Annotated in this window: 13 protein-coding genes; 6 read left to right on the forward strand and 7 right to left on the reverse strand. The window is 50.8% G+C overall.

All coding sequences use genetic code 11. The features are described 5' to 3' along the window. Positions 1–19: 19 nt before the first annotated feature. Entirely contained in the window at positions 20–796 is a 777-nt protein-coding gene (locus tag ABU190_RS06075; protein WP_354690705.1) for a BPL-N domain-containing protein, read from the reverse strand. Between the two features lie 635 nt (positions 797–1,431). Here ABU190_RS06075 and ABU190_RS06080 point away from each other — a divergent pair. From ABU190_RS06080 to ABU190_RS06095, 4 genes are all read left to right on the forward strand, one after another. Continuing rightward, complete coding sequence (locus ABU190_RS06080; protein WP_354690706.1) at positions 1,432–1,677, forward strand: hypothetical protein; 246 nt, start codon at positions 1,432–1,434, stop codon at positions 1,675–1,677. A 315-nt stretch (positions 1,678–1,992) separates the two neighbouring features. Beyond that, the gene (mgtA, locus tag ABU190_RS06085; RefSeq protein ID WP_354690707.1) at positions 1,993–4,686 is read left to right on the forward strand and encodes a magnesium-translocating P-type ATPase; all 2,694 of its coding nucleotides are present in this window, start codon (positions 1,993–1,995) and stop codon (positions 4,684–4,686) included. A gap of 314 nt (positions 4,687–5,000) precedes the next feature. Beyond that, positions 5,001–6,653 (forward strand): Na/Pi cotransporter family protein, encoded by a 1,653-nt coding sequence (locus ABU190_RS06090; protein WP_354690812.1) that lies wholly within the window; start codon positions 5,001–5,003, stop codon positions 6,651–6,653. A 62-nt stretch (positions 6,654–6,715) separates the two neighbouring features. Further along, a complete protein-coding gene (locus ABU190_RS06095) occupies positions 6,716–7,057 on the forward strand; it encodes a DUF2493 domain-containing protein (protein ID WP_354690708.1) in 342 nt (113 codons plus the stop codon). Between the two features lie 132 nt (positions 7,058–7,189). On the opposite strand, the gene ABU190_RS06100 is transcribed toward ABU190_RS06095, so the two are convergent. Then, positions 7,190–8,389, reverse strand: coding sequence for an NAD(P)/FAD-dependent oxidoreductase (locus ABU190_RS06100; protein WP_354690709.1), 1,200 nt, complete (start codon positions 8,387–8,389; stop codon positions 7,190–7,192). Positions 8,390–8,602: 213 nt separating this feature from the next. On the opposite strand from ABU190_RS06100, the gene ABU190_RS06105 reads away from it, so the two are divergent. After that, entirely contained in the window at positions 8,603–9,046 is a 444-nt protein-coding gene (locus tag ABU190_RS06105; protein ID WP_354690710.1) for a MarR family winged helix-turn-helix transcriptional regulator, read from the forward strand. Positions 9,047–9,279: 233 nt separating this feature from the next. On the opposite strand, the gene ABU190_RS06110 is transcribed toward ABU190_RS06105, so the two are convergent. Together ABU190_RS06110 and ABU190_RS06115 are read right to left on the reverse strand one after the other, a co-directional pair. Beyond that, positions 9,280–10,812: a DHA2 family efflux MFS transporter permease subunit gene (locus ABU190_RS06110; protein WP_354690711.1), complete on the reverse strand. Its 1,533-nt coding sequence runs from the start codon at positions 10,810–10,812 to the stop codon at positions 9,280–9,282. Continuing rightward, a complete protein-coding gene (locus tag ABU190_RS06115) occupies positions 10,805–11,920 on the reverse strand; it encodes an HlyD family secretion protein (protein WP_354690712.1) in 1,116 nt (371 codons plus the stop codon). Before ABU190_RS06115 ends, ABU190_RS06110 begins: the two co-directional genes overlap by 8 nt. Positions 11,921–12,129: 209 nt before the next feature. Here ABU190_RS06115 and ABU190_RS06120 point away from each other — a divergent pair, with 209 nt between their 5' ends. Next, complete coding sequence (locus tag ABU190_RS06120; protein WP_354690713.1) at positions 12,130–12,768, forward strand: TetR/AcrR family transcriptional regulator; 639 nt, start codon at positions 12,130–12,132, stop codon at positions 12,766–12,768. Between the two features lie 389 nt (positions 12,769–13,157). On the opposite strand, the gene ABU190_RS06125 is transcribed toward ABU190_RS06120, so the two are convergent. Genes ABU190_RS06125 through budA form a run of 3 tightly spaced genes read right to left on the reverse strand, consistent with a single transcriptional unit; the run spans position 13,158 to position 16,421 of the window. Next, entirely contained in the window at positions 13,158–13,928 is a 771-nt protein-coding gene (locus tag ABU190_RS06125) for a (S)-acetoin forming diacetyl reductase (protein WP_354690714.1), read from the reverse strand. A gap of 20 nt (positions 13,929–13,948) precedes the next feature. After that, a complete protein-coding gene (gene alsS, locus ABU190_RS06130; protein WP_354690715.1) occupies positions 13,949–15,670 on the reverse strand; it encodes an acetolactate synthase AlsS in 1,722 nt (573 codons plus the stop codon). Further along, positions 15,642–16,421 carry an acetolactate decarboxylase gene (gene budA / locus ABU190_RS06135; protein WP_169039450.1) on the reverse strand — a complete coding sequence of 260 codons (780 nt, stop codon included), beginning with the start codon at positions 16,419–16,421 and terminating at the stop codon, positions 15,642–15,644. Before budA ends, alsS begins: the two co-directional genes overlap by 29 nt. Between the last annotated feature and the right edge of the window lie 100 nt (positions 16,422–16,521).

Here is a 16,521-nt window from a genome sequence, read left to right on the forward strand (position 1 = left end):
TGAAAACGTGCTGTAGAAATTAGTTCTTTTTTATACCAAAATAGCCAAGAATTCGCTGCATCTTACTTCCCGCTGTGGTATTACCTGCAGCGGTAGTGTCTATCCAGGTCTCATCGGCTTCGGGGTGCGGCCCTGATAATATGACATTTCCTTTGCCATATTTATAACTGGCGATGGCTATATCTCCATTCTCGTAATACGCGATCGGCTGGAACCCATTGCCTGAGGTGGTGTTGTTGAGATAGGGGCCATCCTGGAAATAAAAAGCTTCTTGCTTATTATTCCATTTGATTTGCAAGGTGTAATCTCCCTCATCCCTCGCGCGTGAATCAGGTCTTCCCACTTCTGACTCAAGAGGAGCGTCAATGAGCCCTATCCAGTCTTTATCAGCAAGGTAGGCCCCCATGCAAATACCAATAAAATCTTTGCCATTTTTCACGAATTGACGAATAGCCTCAGCACCTTCATCGCCAATAACCTCATAAGAACCAGGTATATCCTGACCGCCGCCAGGCTGAATATAGATATCAAACTTTTTTAGCGTTTGCTCATTGAGTTTTAACTTTTCTTTTTCACCCACATAAGAAATATGCAGTGGCAAACCAGTGCCAATAAGAGATTTAACAACCATTTCGGAACACCCCGGACATCCCGCCTGGCCCCGATAAACGGCGACATTATAACTCTTTGACGTAGCAGCATTTGCTAAGGTCGGGGCGGTGAGAATAGCAAAAGCAAACGCCACGGTTAACCTATCTGTTTTCTTTAACTTCGTTGTCTGGAAAAAATGTGACATGGCGGATCTCCCCTGGCCATAGCGTGTTTATATTAATCCCTGAGAATGACTTTTACGCTACCTCAAAGGATTACGTAAAATTAGAGCAGTTGCTCAAATTTATCTTTGCCGTTGAGTTTGTCAACAGTTTTTCGGGATCACCTGGAAAAGTCTTTCGTCATAAAAATGTAACCTAAGATATTTTGTTTATATTTTTTAAAGTGATATACATGCCCCAGCAAAAAGAGATGGCGGTTGGTCGATCTGAACCTCACCAGGGCACCAACGCGAGATGCGGCCCAAAAAGCAAGGAGACTATTGGTCGCAGTCGCACCTGCTATGCGCCATCAATATCCTGAACATGAATATTTCTATACAGAATATAAACGAGGGAATTTAATTTCTATTGGTGGGTTGACAATAATATTTGCTCTGGGTAGATTCCACGTGCCTAAGTTGAGGCCTTTCCTAACCTGACATAAGAGACAAATGGATACTGAATTTAGTCGCTGCCCGAATAATGCCACCGTGGCTGTTCGGGTAAGTAAACATGAAATCGATTGTGATCACTTCTTCGTTTTGGTGTGTCTCGCCGGAGCCTGAGGCTCTTGCGTTGTGCAACCTCGACCAGAGTCGTCACGGTCCCGAGGTGTGTTATGAACTTCAAATCTACCCTTTTACCCGATGTCAAAACCGTGACATCAACACTGCGTGTCCGAACGCCCCACGACAGGGTGGCGTCTGCACGTAAAAAAACATCCAGCTCAATTTTCTCTGCGAAAATCAGTGAGTTGAACAAACGCATCACTAACTGGCGTGTCAGTCCTGTCACCGGTCAGTTGGAGCGTCGTTCCAGCTTTTCTGAAAGCGAAGACCCACAAAGTAGACCCTTCATCGCCTGATTCAGCCATGATGCTGTTCAGGGTATCGGTGCGCTATGCCGCGGCCTGTGCCCGAGTGTCATGCCGAGTTGCATTGCTATTGGTACCTGTTTATTCCCTGATGTGTGCAAACAGAAACATCAGCGCGAATAATCACGTCCAGCTAAAAGAAAAATAAATTTCTCATCTGTTTATTTATGAAAATAAATAGAGGGAAGCCCTGTGCGAAATTAATTTAAAACCGATCGCTTATGCGCCATCGGGCTATTTCCGGCTGCCCATAATCCGGCATTCACCGTAAAAAGCTTGCTGCCGTCCGGCGACAGGAGCACCACCATGACAGTACAAACCAAGAACCGTAATAAAAAAAACATGCCTTCTCTGCGTACCGCCCAGGAAGCCAAAAATGGCATTGCGCAAACCCTGGTCAACCTCAACACCACCCGGGAAGGGCTACAGGAAATCGAAGCCAGTGCCCGCCTGGCGCGGGATGGCATGAACGAAGTCGCTCACGACAAGCCGCCTCATGCGCTGATCCAACTGCTGATGGCGTTCAATAACCCGTTTATCTACGTGCTGGCTATTCTGGCAGGGATCAGCTTCTTTACCGATTACTGGTTGCCAACCAGCCATGGCGAGGAAGGTGACCTCACCACCGTTATCATCATCGGCACTATGGTAGCCCTCAGCGGCCTGGTGCGCTTCTGGCAGGAACACCGCTCAGCGAAATCTGCCGAAGCGCTGAAAGCGATGGTGCGCACAACCGCAACGGTAGTGCGTCGCGATCACGCGGGGCAAAAAGGTACGCCCCGTGAGATCCCGATGCGTGAATTGGTCGTGGGCGATATTGTGCAGCTTTATGCGGGGGATATGATCCCGGCGGATATTCGCCTGATTGAATCACGCGACCTGTTTATCAGCCAGGCTGTCCTGACTGGTGAAGCGTTGCCGATTGAGAAGTACGATACCCTCGGCGCCGTTGCACAAAAGTCTGCGCATGACGAAGCGCGCGAAACTGAAAATCTTCTGGATATCCCTAATATCTGCTTTATGGGGACCAATGTGGTTAGCGGAACCGCGCAGGCGGTGGTGGTTTCTACCGGGCCACGAACCTATTTCGGTTCGCTGGCAAAAGCTATTGTCGGTACCCGGGCGAAAACGGCGTTTGACCGCGGGGTTAACAGCGTCAGTTGGTTACTGATCCGCTTTATGCTGGTGATGGTGCCGGTGGTGTTCCTGATTAACGGCCTGCTGAAAGGCGAATGGTGGGATGCTCTGCTGTTTGCTCTGGCTGTCGCTGTTGGCCTGACGCCGGAAATGCTGCCGATGATCGTCAGTGCAAACCTCGCAAAAGGCGCGGTGGCCATGGCGAAACGCAAAGTGGTCGTGAAGCGTCTTAATGCTATCCAGAACCTGGGGGCCATGGATGTGTTATGTACCGACAAAACCGGTACGCTGACGCAGGACAAAATCATCCTCGAACATCACGTCGACACGCACGGTCAGAAAAACGAGTCTGTGCTGGCGCTGGCCTGGCTCAATAGCCACCATCAAAGCGGCATCAAGAACCTGATGGATCAGGCGGTGATTTACTTCTCTGAAAATGAGCCGGATTTCGTCAAACCTCAAGGTTACAGTAAGGTCGATGAAATGCCGTTTGATTTTGTTCGCCGCCGCCTTTCAATAGTGGTGAAGGACAGCCGGGGCAATCATCTGCTGGTATGCAAAGGCGCAGTAGAAGAGATGATGAGCATCGCCACGCACATGGAAGAAAACGGCAAGGTTGTGGCACTGGATATCCAGCGCCGTGACAAGATGCTTGCGATGGCAAACGACTACAACAAAGACGGCTTCCGCGTACTCGTTGTGGCCACGCGCGACATACCTCATGGCGAGGCGAAAAAACAGTACAGTACTGAGGATGAGCACGACCTGATCATCCGTGGCTTCCTCACCTTCCTCGATCCACCGAAGGAGAGCGCGGGCCCTGCTATCACGGCACTGATGGACATTGGTGTAGCGGTAAAAGTACTGACTGGCGACAACGCTATCGTCACCACGCGCATTTGTCGCCAGGTTGGACTGGAGCCCGGTGAGCCGGTACTCGGCACGCAGATTGAACAACTTAACGATGCGTCTCTCCAGCAACTGGTGGAAGAGCGCACCGTGTTTGCCAAATTGACACCGCTGCAGAAATCACGGGTACTAAAAGCCTTGCAGGCCAATGGCCATACCGTCGGCTTCCTTGGCGATGGTATTAACGATGCTCCCGCCCTGCGCGATGCCGATGTAGGCATCTCGGTCGACAGCGGCACCGATATCGCCAAAGAGTCCGCCGATATCATCCTGCTTGAAAAGAGCCTGATGGTACTGGAAGAAGGCGTAATTAAAGGCCGGGAGACCTTTGGTAATATCATGAAGTATCTGAACATGACCGCCAGCTCTAACTTCGGCAACGTGTTCTCGGTACTCGTCGCCAGCGCATTTATACCTTTTTTGCCCATGCTTGCAATTCAATTGCTGCTGCAAAATCTGATGTACGACATCTCCCAACTTGCGCTGCCGTGGGACAAAACAGACAAAGAGTTCCTGAGCAAGCCGCGCAAGTGGGATGCAAAAAACATTGGACGCTTTATGGTCTGGATTGGTCCGACATCGTCCATTTTTGACATGACCACGTTCGCCCTGATGTGGTTTGTGTTCAGCGCCAACAGTGAGCATATGCAGACCCTGTTCCAGTCTGGCTGGTTTATTGAAGGATTGCTGTCACAGACACTGGTTGTCCATATGCTGCGCACCCAGAAAATACCGTTTATTCAAAGCACCGCTGCCTGGCCGGTGATGATGATGACCGGATTAGTTATGGCGATTGGTATTTATGTGCCCTTCTCTCCGCTCGGGCCACTGGTTGGGCTCCAGGCGCTACCATGGCAATACTTCCCATGGCTGGCAGGCACCCTGCTTGCCTACTGCTGCGTGGCGCAGGGCATGAAAGTGATCTACATGCGTCGCTTTAAACAGTGGCACTGACGCTGCGTTAACCAGAGTCGTACCGTGCCGCTTCGGCGGCACTTTTCAGGCAGGCAACACAAGCTGGAAAGCATTATGCAAAAACAACCTTCCCTTATTTTCCTGATTAAAAATAAGACCATTGTATTGGTGACCTTATTTTTAATGAAAATAACCCGCACTTCGCGAATACATGCTTTGGCATGGTACGCCGGGGGGAGAATTAGCTATCGACACACAAAATTGTTACTCACTTTCGCCAGTACCCTGAATCGTTTTTCGATAAGGCTACTGCGCTTTGTTACTACACCCGTCAATAAGAAGGAAAGTTAATGATGTCCGGAACGACGCTGTTAATTAACCTGGCTGGTGCCATTACTTTGCTGCTCTGGGGCAGCCATATGATCGCTACAGCACTTCAGCGTGGCTTTGGCACGCCGCTGCGCAACTGGATGGGGCGCCACCTCACTAACCGCTTCACCGCCCTGCTATCAGGCATTGGCATTACCGGTATTCTGCAAAGCAGCACCGCGGTAAGTATGATGGCCACATCATTTACCGCCGCCGGAACGCTCGGTCTGGCCCCCGCCCTTGCCGTGATGCTGGGCGCCAACATTGGCTCCACGCTCGTCGTGCAAGTGATGAGTTTTAACACTGAAATCGCTATTCCATTGCTGCTGTTGATCGGGTTTGTGGTCTTTAAACTGCGCGACCACTCCAACTTCGAGAGCGTGGGTTGCGCGCTAATTGGGCTTGGTTTGATGCTGCTTGCCCTGCATCTGCTTGGTGGTGCTTTGGCAGAAATTGAAGTCACACCGGTTTTCCATGCCGTCATGCAGGGGCTGCAAGGAGATATTTTTATCGCTCTGCTGGTCGCCGCGCTCCTGACACTGATTTGCCACTCCAGCGTAGCCATTGTGTTATTGATAGCATCTCTTGCCACCACCGGCGCGATGACACCAGCGACAGCAATGGTGTTAGTGCTTGGAGCAAACATAGGTAATGCGCTGCCACCGATTCTGAACGCAGGTTCTGGCGTGGCGCGTCGTCTGCCGATTGGCAACCTGATCATTCGCCTGTCTGGATGTGCTCTGACATTACTGCTGCTGCCACTGCTCACTGATTATGTACATGAATCCGGACTGAGCACACCGCAACTGGTGGTCTGGTTTCACACGGCCTTTAACGCCATGCTCGCACTGCTTTTTATTGGCCTGACTGCACAAATGGCCCACATCCTGGAGCGAATTTTCCCGGAGAAAGAGCATCCTGACGACCCTGGCATGCCGATGTATCTGGACGCCGCAGGACTGGAGGTCGCCTATATAGGCCTGTCTAACTCGGTTCGTGAGTCACTGCGGGCTGCAGATATGCTAACGACCATGCTGGACCGCCTGCTGATACTGTTCGTGACACAGGAGAAACAGGCTACCGAGGATATCCATCAGCTTGATCAATCGGTCGATCTGCTCAGCGCGGCGGTTCGCGCCTACCTCGCTGATATTGGTCAGGATGGACTGAATGATGCAGATGCCGACCGTGCGCAGGAGATACTGATGTTCATTATCAATGTTGAGCATGCGGGAGATATTCTTTCCAGCAACCTGGCCCAACTGGCAACTCGCCGCGCACGCCGTGGGGAGGTGTTTAGTTATTTTGAGTTACACAATATCCGCCTGTTTCACGAAGAGATCCTTACCAGTTTGCGCCTCGGTATAGCTGCATTTATGCGTGAAGACTTATCGGCCGCCTATGAGTTGGTGCAGCGTAAGGAAACCGTTCGTCAGCTCGAGGCTGCCGCCAGCCGCGAGCATTTCAAAAAGCTGCGTGAGGATAAAAATGCCTGGGCGGAATCCGGCGATATCTTCCAGCGCGTGTTACGGGATTACCGCCGCGTGCATCACCACATCGCCGCCGTCGCATATCCGGTCATTGAGCGCCTTGGTGATGAGTCCCCACAGTTTATTAAAACGCCTCCGGCCCTGTAGAACAGGGCCGCTATGGTGTACATAACCGCCTTCTCAAGGAAAACAACGTAAGGAAGAAAATAGTGAGAGTTTTAATCTGCTCAGGTCGGTTTTATGCCGACATCCATACCCTCACTCGCGTACTGGATTTATATGCCCGAACGCAGACGATAGAGGTGCTTATCCACGGAGGTCACCAGGCACTGGGCAGCATCATTGAAACCTGGGCACGCGAGACCGATGTTCATGTTATTCGCTACCCGGCAAACTGGATGCTACATGGAAAATATGCGGAAACCAGGCGTAATCTGTTTATGTTGGAAGACAGTCGCCCTGACGTACTGCTGGCCTTTCCTGGCGGAGAGGACACAGCGGAGTGTATAAAAATGGCACAAAAAATTGGCATCCGGGTAATCGAAGTTTAACGTCAGGTCAGACAGAGGATTAAATAACCGTCTGAATCCTGACATATATTCCAGACATTGACATTGTCTTTGGATATGGGACTCCTGAAGAAGCGCTAATTAAATTAGCGCAACAAAAAACTTTAATTTAATTCAGAAACCGCCACACAGAAAACCAGGTGAGTCCTGACAGCCGGGTAAATATGAATTGATTAATTTTGCCATATTTTCCGCGCCGTTCATCGCAATGCTAAGTTCAAGATTACGTGCGCTTTCTTGTGCTGCGGATCGTGCACGCGCGAACATTCTTGCCTCATAGCGCTTAATAGCCTCAGCAGGATTGTTACCCGACACTAACTCGCAGGCCAGTTCTGACGCATCGAGCATAGCCAGATTGGCGCCAGCACCCGCAAAGGGTGACATAAGATGTGCAGCATCCCCCAGCAGTGTAATATTGGCATTATTTTCCCATTGGATCCCTACAGGAAGCATATTAATGGGGCGTAGTAAAAATGCCCCTTCACTCGCATGAATGAAATTTCTCAGCGCAGGGGCCCAGTCAACGAAGAGGGTTTCCAGCGCCTCACGTGTTTCTGTCGGGCAGAGTGACTGGACATTTCTTTGATCGCTATTTTCGGGTAATCGTAAAGCGATATACAGACGGATTTTATTATCGCCATTACGCTGCGCAATCAGCCCTTTATTATCAGAAAGCGCCATAAAACTCCCCTTACCCACCATTGCAGAAATAATCGGGTATGCACTGTCTGGATTCAGTATTTCTGTTTCTATAAAGCTTACACCTGAATAGAAAGGCTCCTCAGAGGTCAATAACGGGCGGATCCGTGAACCCGCGCCATCCGCGCCGATAAGAACATTTGCCCGGACCTGCATACCATTTTCAAAAAAGAGCGAATGGCTACCCTTTGCCGCAGGTTGCGTACTGACAAGACGATGATCCCAGCGTATGCGGTCTGGCTCCAGAGAATCAATCAACAGATCCCGCAGTTGCTTGCGGTCTATTTCCGGACGATCAAAATTATCTTCCGCAACCGATTCCTCCCAAAAACAGTGACCCGTTTTATCCACAATGCGCATTTGCTGCCCTTCCGGCCTTGCAAGGGCGTGAAACTTTTCTTCTAAACCCGCCGCTTTTATCGCAACCTGCCCTGAATCAGCGTGTATATCCAGTGTCCCTCCCTGGTCACGTGCATAGCGTGATGCATCCCGTTCAAAGACCACAGCGTCTAAGCCGTTTTGTTGAAGAATGCGAGCCAGTGTCAGTCCACCAATGCCCCCACCGACAATGGCGATTTCATGCGATTCGGTCATACTGTGTTCCTCTTTATTCATTAAAATCAGGCAAATAAATAGTCAATGATTAAGAGAGTAAGGTCCTGGACGGACGCAGGCTCTCCCGTTACTCAAGGCAACGTGAGCATGGTCGAACCATAAATCCTTCGACGTTATGGTGACCAGGTACATCCTGGTGATGGTTTAAGTTGACATATCAACCTTTACAATGGCAAAGTTGATATGTCAACTTTGTTTAATAATGGCTACCCTATGAAAAAAGAAGATCTGACCCAAAGTGAAATGAATGCGTGGCGGGGGTTTCGCCGAATGGGCGAAGTGATTGCCTCTCGTATAGGCCGCGAAATAACACAAAAAACGGGATTATCATCCGCTGATTTTACGATCCTGATGCAACTCAGCATGAATGGCGATAAACAACAGCGCCAGTGCGATATACAAACTTTTCTTGAATGGGATAAGACACGTTTGTCTCATCAATTGTCCCGCATGGAAACACGAGGATTAATCGAGAAAAAAAGCGAGGGTGGGAATAGTTCATTTATCAGCATGACAGATAAAGGTCGTCTTCAGCTCTCCGTAGCCCAGCCCGTGCATCAAAACGGGATTTATGAACATTTTGCAAAATGGCTAAGCGAAGAAGACCTTGAAGCAATGATACGGATAACGGATATTCTGCGTAATTCGTCGAAATAATAAAAATTAAGTACTCTACCTCTCAACCGGGAATGCTGGTTACTGGTTCTTCTGGCAAAGACAAGAAAGCTATCTCCTTCCATGGAAATAGTGTGCGAGCGGATGATAAAAGCACATAAGCCTGGCGTTAAATTTATAGTTTCAACCGATAACATTAGACAAAATATTTTGCCAGGATAGTCTCAAAGATACTTAAGCGATAAAACAAGATAATAATGACAATAGAGTGGCGATTACTTTTTCTGCGGCCGTTTTAACAAAAACGCCATCGGTATGCACAACAAAATCGACACCATCAACACAAAGTATGTTTCATTATAGGCCAATACAGACGACTGCTGCGCGATCATTTTTACCAGTTGAGCCGCCGATATTACGTGGCTATCCCCGCCAACGGAGGCTCCTGCAAGCGCCTCGAACTTAGACTGAGCCACCGGAGAACTGGCATGTACAGATTCTCTGAGTACAGTATTATGGAAGACTTCTCTTCTATCTAAAAATGTCCCTATCAGCGCAAGACCTATTGCCCCACCTAAGTTACGCGCCATATTATATAAACCAGCGGCATCACCCGACTCTTCTTTCGTCACCGCTGCCATTGCCGCCTGGTTTAGTGGCATCATACAGAGCATTTGCGCGGTGCCGCGAACCAGTTGTGAAAAGACAAAACTATCTCCTGAGCTTTGTATGCTAAGCGATGTATCCATAAAGCAACTTATTGCAAAAAGCACCAGGCCAGGAATAACGATCAGCCTGATATCCACTTTCGTCACCAGACGGGGCAAAATATACATTAATAATAAGGCGGGTATCCCGGCAAGCAATAATACGCCACCGGATTGCTCAGCATTATAACCTGCGATATGTGAAAGGAATTGCGGCACCAGGTAGGCAATGCCATAAAGCACAATCCCGGTAACGAATATAATGATGGTGACTGAGGAGAAACTTTTATTTCTAAATAACCTGAGATTTAACACGGGTTTTTCAACATATATTTGCGACATGATAATCATCAACAAGCCTGTCACCGAAATCACGCTAAGCCTGCAAATCATTGTTGATTCAAACCAGTTTTCTCGCTGTCCTTCTTCCAGAATCGCTATCAATGTACTGAGGCCTAGCGCCAGACCCGCGATTCCTAACCAATCCGCTTTAACAAACTCGTGCGATTTAATTTTCTCTGCAGGTAACCCGCAAAGCAGCATGACTAACATGACGAGACAGATTGGCCCATTAATAAAAAAACACCATGACCAGTTTGCATTTTCGGTAAGCCAGCCCCCCACAACAGGCCCCAACAATGGCCCCATAATGACTGTCAGGCCAAATGCAGTCATCCCGACCGGAAGCTGATGTAACGGTAAACGCGTTCGGACGATCGATTGCGCGGTAGGGATCATGGCTCCGCCACAGAACCCCTGCCCCACGCGGGCCGCAATCAAAAACGGCAAACTGGAGGAAAAGCCACACAAAAAAGAGAAAACAATAAACAGTGTTGCATTCATAACCAGCAAGTTACGTAGCCCAAGCCATTTTGTCAGCCATGCCACCAGCGGTATCATCACAATTTCGGACATCATATAGCCGGTGGTAATCCAGGTTCCTTCTGTTCCCGTAGCACCTACTGCGCCCTGAATTTGCGGTAAGGCCGAGTTAGTAATCGAGACATCGAGTGTCGCCATAAGGGCACCGGCCGCGCCTGCTGCAACAGCGATCCAGTCCGTCAGTGTTGCGTTATTTTTGGGTTTGATTTGCTCAGCCATGATGTTGAGGTTCCTGGCGTGTATCAACTTCAACTCTTACTGACAGGCCTGCAATCACCGTTGATGGCATGTCTTGATTATCGAAACGAATTCGAACCGGAACCCGCTGCACAACCTTCGTGAAATTGCCGGTCGCATTTTCCGGTGGCAATAATGCGAATTCCGATCCGGTTGCAGGCGCAAGACTTTCAATATGGCCTGCAAAAGTTTTTCCGGGGAAAGCATCTATATGTAAACGTACGGGTTGATTGGGCTGCATGCGACCAACCTGGGTCTCTTTAAAGTTGGCAATAACGTACATGCTTTTGGTTGGCACTATCGACATTAAATGTGAACCTGCCTGGATGTACTGGCCTGCTCTGACCCCCACATCTCCCACCATTCCATCCTGCATACTTTGCAAAACGGTATCTTCTAAATCCAGGTTGCTACTTTGCAGGTCGGCTTTAGCGCCCTGCAACTGGGCCTCATATCCTTGTTCTTCGGCGTGACACTCGACAATTTTTGCCCGGGCAGCTTTTACTCCGGCTTCCAGGGCATGTAATTGCGCCCAGGCTTGTTGACGGGCGTTATCCCTGTCGGCAAGTTGCTGTGGTGTGGTCGCCCCTGTCTTTACCAGTGGTTGATAGCGGGCCCATTCATTTTCTGCATGTTGCGCGGCCAGGCGAGCGGCTTGTTGCTGCACATCGGCCTGGATGAGCTGCGCTTCCAGTTGCGCGATTTGCGCCTGCACTTGTGCTTTGTCCGCTTCAAACCTGGCGATATCAGCTACTTTTTTATCGATCGCTGCGTGACTATGGCGACTATCAAGACGAAGCAGTGGCTCTCCCTTATGTACTCTTTGATTATCCGTCACCAGGACTTCCTCAACATATCCGCCGATTTTTGATGAAATGGAGACACTGTCCGCTTTGATAAAAGCGTCATCGGTTTCTTCGATGTACCAACCGTTGACTATCCACCAGGTACAAATGCCAGCAAAAACAATAAAGGCAAGAAAGGCCATACGTAAAATGCCCCGTTTTTGGCCCACACCACCTGTGCTGGCATGTTCACCGTTCCCCTGTGCTACAGAGGCAGGCGTGATCGCTGATGTTATCAATAGCATGGTAGTCTCCGATGTGTATCGACCCGGTTTTCCAGATAGATGGATGTGAAAGAAAACAGTGAGTTAACCCGACAACCTGGGTTTATGATGTTGTCCATAATTGATTTCGACCATTAGTTTTACTTGATAAAAAGTTGTATCGAGTATAAATTTATAACAAATAAAAGATCAAGGGGAATTTGTCCGCTGATCGGTGAGAGAGGAAAATAATGAAGACAAACAAACCGGAAGGACTGAGAGAACAGAAGAAGAGACTTACCCGGCAACACATTTCCAATGAAGCCACTCAGCTTTTTATCCAATATGGTTTTGATAACGTGACCATTAGTGATATTGCGCAGGCGGCAAATGTATCGAAGATGACAGTGTCTAACTATTTTGTGCGTAAGGAAGAACTGCTATTTGACCGCATGGGCGAGATAACGGAATTACTGGAGGAAAGCCTTAAGAGCCGTAACGAGCGGTCCCCGCTCGCCAAATTGAAGGGGCTGACGGCTGAATTGCTTGAACAAAAACATAAAGTTTTTATGATTAACCAGAATGTCGTTAAATTTTGGCAGGTTGTTGCGGACAGCACAACGCTGAGCACCTTTGGCATTATGCAATTTGATATTATTTGCAAACAACTTGGAAAAATGTTGGCGTCAGATGCCGGGCAGCCAGAGACAGACCCTACGGCGCATCTGCTCGCCACCATTATTATGAATACATGGCGTGTCGCATACACTGAGGCGTTGTTCCGTCAAAAGATGAATATTGAGCAAACGGATATTGAGTTTCTTTTTGACATTACAGCTCGCGGATTTTGTGCTGCGGAAGCCGCAGCGAAGGGGACCCAATATCTCTAAACCAGTACGCTCTGTTTAAAACGCCTGGAAAGCGGCCCGTAAGCACGCTGATAATGACTTTATCATTCACGGGCGTGCCAGCCATTCGAATGAAAGTGATTATCTGCCACATGCCCGTGCTGCATTTCACATATGGCCTACAGTGCCTCGTTCAAAGGCGACAAATCTACGGGTTTAGTCGCAATAACCATGCACGCCACGCCTGCATTGTGTCTGCCCCCCTATTTTATTGCAAAAAAAGCCCCTGCACGGGTGCAGGGGAAAACTCATGTCAGAGCTTATATCTTAATAATTCGTGTTACATGAACGCCGCGAGTCTGAATAACGTAGGTAAGTACGTGACCAGCCGAGCGCACAGGCAACGTGAAGCATGACGGGTATCGTCTAATTTAATTGAACACCATCCCACCATCGATGAGCAGAGACTGGCCGGTCATATAATCGGAATCCGGCCCGGCAAGGTACGAGACGCAGGCGGCAACATCTTCCGGTTCGGACAAGCGGCCAAGCGTAATGCGTTTGGCAAAGGTTTCGGTACCGTAACCGAGCGGTTTGCCCGCAGCCTCAGACACCTGGCGGTCAATCTCCGCCCACATCGGCGTTTTAACGATACCCGGGCAGTAAGCGTTAACGGTGATCCCAAGCGGAGCAAGATCCCGTGCGGCCGTCTGGGTTAAACCGCGAACCGCGAACTTACTGGAACTGTAGACGGCCAGATCCGGATTACCGGTGTGACCCGCCTGAGAGCAGGCGTTAATGATCTTGCCGCCGTGCTCCTCTTTGCGAAACGCCTCAATCGCCGCCTGAATCCCCCAGATCACCCCTTTCACGTTAATGTTATAAACCTTATCAATAATCTCCGACGTGATGGATTCGATGGGCGTGGAGGGCGCAACCCCGGCGTTATTGACGATAACGTGGAAACCGCCCAGCGCTGTGCGGGCTTTCTCGACTGCCGCAAACACCTGATCGCGGTCAGAGACATCCACCTTCACGGCGATGGCACTGCCGCCGTTACGGTTGATTTCATCGGCAACGGCGCTCGCCGTCTCATCGTTATAGTCAGCAATGGCAACAGCAAAGCCGTCTTTTACCAGACGAAACGCTATCGCTTTACCAATCCCCTGGCCTGCGCCGGTTACAAGAGCAACTTTTTTCATTTTTCTGTCCTTATAGTGAGTCATAAAATCTGGCTGAGATGGAGCTGGCCCATCAGCAGCGGGTTATCGCTATAGTCAACGGGAATGGCCACCACGGCCGGGCCATCGACATCCATCGCCGCACGAAGTGTGGGCTCAAGCGCATCGGCGCTCTCCACGGCAAAACCTTTCGCGCCAAAAGCGTCGGCATAGACTTTGAAATCGACCGGGCCGAACGCCACGCCGGAAAGTCGCTGGTATTTTTTCTCTTCCTGAATGGCCACCATGTTGTAGGCGTTATCCACCCAGATGATATGCAGCACGTTGGCGTTAAGACGCACCGCGGTTTCCAGCTCCATACTTGATTGCAGGAAGCCGCCGTCACCGGAGACGGAAACCACCTTGCGCCCCGGATTCACCAGCCAGGCGCCAATCGCCCATGGCAGCGCGACGCCCATGGTCTGCTGACCGTTGGAGATCATCAACTGACGCGCCCGGAAGCTGTAGAGATAACGGGCGATCCAGATGTGGAAGCTGCCCATGTCCACGGTGAGCGTCACATCGTTATTTACGATGTCCTGCATGGCTCTTACGATACGCAACGGATGCAAGGCAAACTGGTTGAGCGAGGCGCCGCGGCGATCGAGCAGATCCCGCTGATGCTGGCGGTCGACCAGAATTTCTGACGCGCGCTGGCTGAGCTCCAGTTTGTGGTCAATCCGACTGGCAAGCTGGTTCAGCGTGGCGGCGATATCCCCTACCAGTTCGATGTCAGGCACATAACTACGCTCTTCATACGCGGGCAGCACATCAATGTGCACCAGCGTGGCATCCCCGCTGTTCCACATGGACGGCTCATACTCCACCGGGCTGTAGCCAATACAGATAATCAGATCCGCCAGATGCAGGAGCCGGTCGCCCGCCTGGTTGTTAAAGAGGCCGACGCGCCCGGCGAAGCGGGTGAAGTGTTCCTGGTTTACCGCCCCGGCGGCCTGGTAGGTGCTGGTCACCGGAATACGGCTTTTCTCCAACAGCTTACGCAGCGCCGTGCTGTTGGCAGGCTGACTCGCCATCAGACCCAGCAGGATGACCGGATTTTTGGCATTGTCGATGAGCTTCACCACATCGTTAATCACCGATTCGGGTGCCGGGCCCATCATCGCCGGGCCGCTGGCAGGCAAAATGGTGCCAGTGGCGGGCTGGTCGACAATATCCTGCGGCAGGCTGACAAACGCGCTCCCCGGTCTGCCGTGCTCGGCGGCACGAAACGCGTTTGAGATAACTTCGGCAATCGAGTCCGGGGAACTGACCTCGACGGCATATTTGCTGACCGGGCTGAACATCGCGACGGTATCCATGCTCTGATGCACCAGTTTCGCTTTATCCGCCCGCTTCACCGCCCCGCCCAGCGCCACAACCGGGTCGCCTTCGCTGTTGGCGGTAGCAATGCCGGTGATCAGGTTTGAACAACCCGGCCCGGAGGTGACCAGCGCTACCCCGGCTTTGCCGGTCAACCGTCCTACCGCTGCCGCCATAAACGCCGCGTTCGCCTCATGGCGTACGGGGATGATCTCAATGGAGGAGTCCAGCAGGGAATCAAAGACTTTGTCGATTTTCGCACCCGGAATACCAAAAACCTGTTTAACGCCCTGCGCTTCCAGTTGACCGACAACCATATCGGCGCCGTGCGCCCACTGGCGAACCTGTTTATCACTGTTCACGATGGTTCTCCTGTTAGTTTTCAACGGAACGGATAGCCGCATCCAGATTGCCTGGGTGAAGGTTGGCCTGTAAAAACGCGCTGTCGGCGGGCAGGTCAATCATCAGCTTGTGAATTTCACCGAAGGTGAGCACGCCGTTCTCCAACTGATAGTCGAGCAGGTGCCCCCCACCCTGACGGTCGTCGGTGATGAAATGTTCGTGATAACCGGCCACGTTAATACCCTGCATATGTTGCGGCGTGCGAAAGCCGACCAGCACCCCTTCGCGCTGGTTAAAGCGGAACACCGGCTGGTCGTCCAGGACGTCGGTCATCGCCCGGTAAGGCGGCTTCTGGCGCGGAACCGTGCGAGTGTGGGCGTGGCGGAAGTTGCCATCAATACGCAACGCGCAGAACAGGTTATCGGAAGGGATTTGCTGGTCGATCGCGTCGTGGATCTGCTGACGGCTGACCGGCGTATCGAAGGTTTTGCGATACTGCGGCTGGAACCAGGTCATCACGGCGAACGGCGTTTTCTGCTCTGGTTTCGCGGCGCGGGCACTACCGTCGGCGCGTAACTGGTACACCTGGCTGCTAAAGGCAATCAGTTCGCCGTCCAGTTCGTTAAAGGTGCCCAGACCAAAATCACCTTGTGCCAGCAAATCGGCGATGGTGGTGTTTCCCTCATATACGCCGCTTAACAGGGCGCTCATTAGCGATGTCTGATAGATCACGCTGTCAGGGTGCCGGGCAGAGAACCCACGTACGGTCTCGCACAGGCTGGCCTCACAGTCGCATGCCGATGAATGCATCATTATGCTCGTCCTCTTCAACTTTTTTTAGAAAGGTTAAATAAATGTTGACCCGATTCAGCCGGGAGTTCCAATATAGAAACCATGCTGGTTTGAGACGTTT

It is taken from the genome of Phytobacter sp. RSE-02, assembly GCF_040578655.1.
Classification (GTDB): Bacteria; Pseudomonadota; Gammaproteobacteria; order Enterobacterales; family Enterobacteriaceae; genus Phytobacter; species Phytobacter diazotrophicus.